This is a genomic window from Actinoplanes sp. NPDC051633, from assembly GCF_040681735.1.
Lineage (GTDB): Bacteria > Actinomycetota > Actinomycetes > Mycobacteriales > Micromonosporaceae > Actinoplanes.
Genome location: NZ_JBFAZH010000481.1, coordinates 1 through 5,578, shown reverse-complemented (window position 1 = coordinate 5,578; position 5,578 = coordinate 1). Strand labels below are relative to the sequence as shown.

The 5,578-nt window shown below is 72.9% G+C and carries 3 protein-coding genes and 1 pseudogene; 3 read left to right on the top strand and 1 reads right to left on the bottom strand.

Translation table 11 applies throughout. From position 1 onward, the window contains the following. The first annotated feature begins 1 nt into the window (after position 1). Together pulA and AB0M20_RS24355 are read left to right on the top strand one after the other, a co-directional pair. A complete protein-coding gene (gene pulA, locus AB0M20_RS24360) occupies positions 2-3,346 on the top strand; it encodes a pullulanase-type alpha-1,6-glucosidase (RefSeq protein ID WP_364301801.1) in 3,345 nt (1,114 codons plus the stop codon). A gap of 87 nt (positions 3,347-3,433) precedes the next feature. Beyond that, positions 3,434-4,786 (top strand): cytochrome P450, encoded by a 1,353-nt coding sequence (locus tag AB0M20_RS24355; RefSeq protein ID WP_364301799.1) that lies wholly within the window; start codon positions 3,434-3,436, stop codon positions 4,784-4,786. Between the two features lie 106 nt (positions 4,787-4,892). Here the strand turns inward: AB0M20_RS24355 and AB0M20_RS24350 are convergent, their stop codons facing one another. Further along, on the bottom strand, positions 4,893-5,324 hold the full coding sequence (locus AB0M20_RS24350) for an anti-sigma factor (protein ID WP_364301797.1): 432 nt from the start codon (positions 5,322-5,324) through the stop codon (positions 4,893-4,895). Between AB0M20_RS24350 and AB0M20_RS24345 the strand changes: the two are divergent. Beyond that, positions 5,281-5,578: pseudogene (locus AB0M20_RS24345) on the top strand (hypothetical protein); the annotation flags it as partial. The gene AB0M20_RS24350 and the pseudogene AB0M20_RS24345 overlap by 44 nt on opposite strands.

Below are 5,578 nucleotides of genomic sequence, written 5' to 3'. Positions count from 1 at the left end.
TTTGTCTGTTCCTCTGCCCCGCCTCTTCGCCCCGTTCCCCCGGCTGACCGCGGCACTGTTCGACCCCCCCGCGCCCGCCCCCGCGCCCGACGCCGCCCCCGACTACATGGTGGTGCACTACCAGCGGCCGGCCGGCGGCTACGACGACTGGAACCTGTACCCGTGGGGCGATGTGGATCCGGCCATGCAGACGCCGTTTCCGCAGGGCCAGCCCTTCGCCGGCGAGGATGCGTTCGGCCGCTTCGCCTGGGTGAAGCTCACCCCGGGCGCCCGGAACATGGGGTTCCTGGTGGTGGATGGGGACGGCAACAAGGACGTGGCCGCGGACCGCTTCGTGGACCCGTCGCGCACGCCGGAGATCTGGCTGCGGCAGGGCGACCCGGAGATCTCGACCTCGCCGCCGCCGGTCGAGGAGCCCGACGACGTCGTCCTTCATTACCGCCGGGCCGACGGCGACTACGAGGGCTGGGGGCTGCACGTCTGGGACGGCGCGGCGAACCCGACCGACTGGGCCGCGCCGCTGCAGCCGGCCGGCACCGACGCCTTCGGCGTGTTCTTCCGGGTGCCGCTCGCCGCGGGCGCGACCGCGTTGAGCTACATCGTCCACAACGGCGACACCAAGGACCTGCCCGACGACCAGCGGCTCGACTTCGCCGACGGCGGCCGCGAGGCGTGGTTGCTGGCCGGAGTGTCTCCCCGCCTGCTGCCGGTGGTGCGGGAGAGCGGCGGCGGAGCGGGTGTCGACCTGAGCGAGTCGCAGGCCGTGTGGATGGACCGCGGGTCGATCGCCTGGCCGGCCGGCGACGGCACGGACGGCAGGATCTACGACCTGGTGTACGCGCCGGGCGGCGGGATCACCGTCGCCGACGGTGAGCTGGCGGGCGACTTCCGCAGCATCCGGCTGACGGCCGACCCCGACGGGCTCACTGAGGCGCAGCGCGCCAAGTATCCGCACCTCGCACAGTACGACTCCCTGCACCTGCCACGGCGGGCCTCGGTGGCCGACATCCTCCGCGGGCAGGTCGTCGTCACCGAGCGGGACGCGGCCGGGAAGCTGCTGTCCGCGACCGGCGTGCAGCTCGCCGGGGCGCTCGACGACGTCTACGCCGCCGCCACCCGCGCACAGCTCGGGCCGGTGTTCGACCACGGACGGCCGACGCTGTCGGTGTGGGCGCCGACCGCACGCACCGTGGCACTCGAGCTGGGCGAGACGGTCGTTCCCATGCGGCGCGACGACCGGACCGGCGTGTGGTCGGTGACCGGGCCGCGCGACTGGGCGGGCCGGTTCTACAGGTTCCGGGTGACCGCCTGGCAGCCTGTGGCGGGCCGGGTGGTCACCGCATCGGTGACCGACCCGTACTCGGTGGCACTGGCGGCCGACTCGACCCGCAGTCAGATCACCGACCTGACCGATCCCGCGCTCGCCCCGCGCGGCTGGGCCGGGTTGCGCAAACCGCCCGCGGTGCCGCCGGCGAAGGCGCAGATCTCCGAGCTGTCGGTGCGGGACTTCTCGATCGCCGACGGCACGGTCCCGGCCGCCGAGCGGGGCACGTACGCGGCGTTCACCCGCCCGGGCACGGCGGGGATGCGCCACCTGCGGTCGCTGGCCGGCAGCGGCGTGACGCACCTGCACCTGCTGCCCGCGTTCGACTTCGCGACCATCCCGGAACGCCGGGCCGACCAGCAACAACCGCCGTGCGACCTGCCGTCGCTGCCACCGGACTCGGACCGGCAACAGCAGTGCGTGGCCGAGGTGGCGGCCACCGACGGTTACAACTGGGGGTACGACCCGCTGCACTACACGACACCCGAGGGCGGCTATGCGGTGCGGCCGGACGGCTCGGCGCGCACCAGGGAGTTCCGGCGGATGGTGGCCGGGGTCAACAAGGCCGGACTGCGCGTGGTCATGGACGTCGTCTACAACCACACCTCCGCGGCCGGCACCGATCCCAAGAGCGTGCTCGACCAGGTCGTGCCGGGCTACTACCACCGGTTGCTCGCCGACGGCACGGTCGCGAACTCCACCTGCTGCGCCAACACCGCGCCGGAGAACGCGATGATGGGCAAGCTGGTCGTCGACTCGGTGGTCACCTGGGCCAGGGCGTACAAGGTGGACGGTTTCCGGTTCGACCTGATGGGCCACCACCCGAAGGCGAACATGCTGGCCGTCCGGGCCGCCCTCGACCGGCTCACGCCGGCTCGCGACGGTGTCGACGGGCGCGGCATCATGCTCTACGGCGAGGGCTGGGACTTCGGCGAGGTGGCCGGCAACGCCCGGTTCGTGCAGGCCACGCAGGCGAACATGGCCGGTACGGGGATCGGGACGTTCAACGACCGGCTGCGCGACGCGGTCCGGGGCGGCGGACCCTTCGACGGGAACCCGCGGATCCAGGGCTTCGCGTCCGGGCTCTTCACCGACCCGAACGGCGACGCGGTGAACGGGACCGCCCAGCAGCAGCGGGCGCGGCTGCTGCTCTACCACGACCAGATCAAGACGGGGCTCAGCGGCAACCTGGCCGGCTACCGGTTCACCAGCACCTCCGGGGCGGTTGTCACCGGCGCTCAGGTGGACTACAACGGCTCCCCGGCGGGTTACACCGCGGCGCCCGGCGAAGCGGTCACCTATGTGGACGCGCACGACAACGAGATCCTGTACGACGCGTTCGCCTTCAAGCTGCCGCAGGACACGCCGGCCGCCGATCGGTCGCGGATGCAGACCGTCGCACTGGCCACCACGGCGCTGGGGCAGGGCACCGGCTTCGTGACCGCGGGCAGCGAGCGGCTGCGGTCGAAGTCGCTGGACCGCAACTCGTTCAACTCCGGCGACTGGTTCAACGAGATCTCGTGGGACTGCCGGGCGGGCAACGGGTTCGGCCGCGGGTTGCCGCCCGCCGCCGACAACGCGGACAAGTGGCCGTACGCCCGGCCGCTGCTCGCCGACCCGGCGCTGGTGCCGGACTGCTCGGCGATCAACCTCTCCGACGCCCGCTACCAGGAGCTGCTGCGGGTCCGGCGGTCGTCACCGGTCTTCGGGCTGCCGACGCTCGCCGCGGTGCAGCGGCGGCTCAACTTCCCGCTGGCCGGCACCGGCGAGACCCCCGGTGTCATCACGATGCGGCTGGACGGCCGCGGCCTCGACCGGCGGTGGTCGTCGGTGACCGTGGTGTTCAACGCCACGCCGGCGGCGGCCACGCAGACCGTGCCGGCGCTGCGTGGCCGCTGGGTGGGGCTGCACCCCGTGTTGCGGCGGTCGGCCGATCCGCTGGTGCGGACGGCGTCCTTCGACCGGGCGACGGGTGGGCTCACCGTCCCGCCGCGGACCGCGGCGGTGTTCGTGGAGAAGTGAGCCAGCTGCGGCTGTGTGTCTTCTGTGGCATGTCTGTGTTCCGCTTATCCCTTTCGCCGCACGGCCGTGACCTGATACCACGGATGTATGCCCAGACCGCCCGTGGCGCCCGGTTCCTTCCTGCTCGGCTCGGTTCCCGATCTCCGCAAAGGCGTGCTGCCCCTGCTGGAGCGGCTGTTTTCCGAGCACGGTGACGTGGTTCGCCTGCGGCTCGGCCCGCCCGGCCTGCGCCGCGAGCTGACCTTCACCTTCCACCCCGAGGCGACGCACCGGATCCTGGCCGGGAACGCGGCGAACTACCGCAAGGACAACATCAACTACGGCGAGGTACGCGCGGCGATCGGCGACGGCCTGCTGACCAGCCAGGACGACCTGTGGACCCGGCAGAAGCGGTTCCTGCAGCCGCTGTTCACCCAGCGCCGGGTGGCCGGGTACGCGACCACCATGGGCGACGAGACCCAGACGCTGGTGCGGGAGTGGCACGAGAACCCGGCCGAGATCCGCGACATGCACGACGCAATGACCGAGTTGACCCTGCGCATCGTGTGCCGGGTGCTCTTCGGCGAGGACGCCGAGCACGCGCTGCCAGTGGTGCGGCGGTGGTTCGACCCGCTGAGCCACGCCGTGCGGATCCGCGCGCTGGCGGCGGTGCGGTTCCCGCGGGCGTGGCCGCTGCCGTCGCATCGGACCATCGTGCAAGGGCAGCGTGAGCTCTTCGGGGTGTGTGACCGGATCATCGCGGGCCGCCGGGCGAACGGCGCGGGCGACCAGGACATGCTGGGCATGCTGGTGGACACGCGGAACGACGGCGCACCGCTGAGCGACGCGGAGATCCGCGAACAGGTGCTGGTGTTCCTGCTGGCCGGGCACGAGACGACGGCCACCGCGCTGACCTACGCGCTGCATCTGCTGGGTCGTCACCCCGAGGTGCAGGAGCAGTTGCGCGCCGAGGCGGAGGCGGTCGGCGGAGTGCCCACGGCCGCGCAGGCGGCGGGGCTCGAATACACGATGATGACGCTGAAGGAGACGATGCGGCTCTACCCGTCGGCGCCCTTGATCGGCCGGCGGTCGGTCGCCGACGACGAGCTCGGCGGATATCTGATCACCGGCGGGTCCGATGTGATCACCGCGCCCTGGATCACACACCGGCACCCGGACTTCTGGCCGTCGCCGGAGACGTTCGATCCGTCGCGGTTCGCGCCGGCGCTCGAGAAGTCCCGCCACCGATATGCGTGGCATCCGTTCGGGGGCGGGCCGCGGGCGTGCATCGGGCAGCACTTCTCGATGCTCGAGGGGGCGATCGTGCTGGCCGGGCTCGTGCGCGAGTTCGACTTCGACAGCCCGGCGCAGGTGCCGGCTTACAAGAGCGACATCACGCTGCGCCCGTCCGAGGGCGCACCGGTCCGCATCACCACCCGCCGCGTCCGCACTGCCCGCTGAGGCGCCCGCCGCGTCCGCACTCCCACCTGAGGCGCCCGCCGCGTCCGCGCTGCCCGCTGAGGCGCCCGCCGCCTCCGCACCGCCAGCCGGCGGCCCGCCGCAGGGTCTACATTCCTCCGGCCAGCACGACCGTGCCCGGGTCCTGGCCCGCGCCGACGCGCTGGCTGGTCACCTCGATCCTGCGGAACTGGCGCAGCGGCACGCCCGACCACAGCTCGACCTGGCCGGCCTTGTGCATGTGGAAGGTGCCGAGCGGCACATACTCGTCGCCCTTGATCGCCCAGCCCTGGTAGTAGGTGCCCGGCCCGGCGGGTGCCAGGCCCTGGACGTCGAGGACCAGCCGCCAGCCGGCGTCCCGCTCGATGACCTGGATGCGGCCGTGGGCCGCGGGGGCGCCGGTCGCGCCGGCGAGCTCGATGGTGGCGGTCGGGCGTTCCCGGTTGGTGGCCACCACTCCGGTGGTCACCGCCGCCACCAGCACCAACGCGGCTGCGATGGTGAGCACGGGCCGCATCCACCGCCGCCGCAATGGAATCACCACACCCTCGGCTGCCGGAGCCGGCGCGGACGCCGAAGCGTCCGGCGCGGCGGATGGCCGGACTGACGCCGCCGACTCGGAGGCCGCAACCGACGCCGCCGGCGCGACGGATGACGTGGTCGCGGCCGGCGTCTCCGGCGCAACGGAAGTTGAGGCCGCGGCCGGCGTGCCCGGCGCGACAGGAGACGAGGCCGCAACCGGCGTGCCGGGCGTGGCGGCAGGCGGGACGGACGCAGCGGCAGGCGGGACGGAGG

Bases quoted from the DNA above. Each gene is read 5' to 3' on its own strand.
- AB0M20_RS24355 (WP_364301799.1), top strand. From the start codon at position 3,434: ATGCCCAGACCGCCCGTGGCGCCCGGTTCCTTCCTGCTCGGCTCGGTT.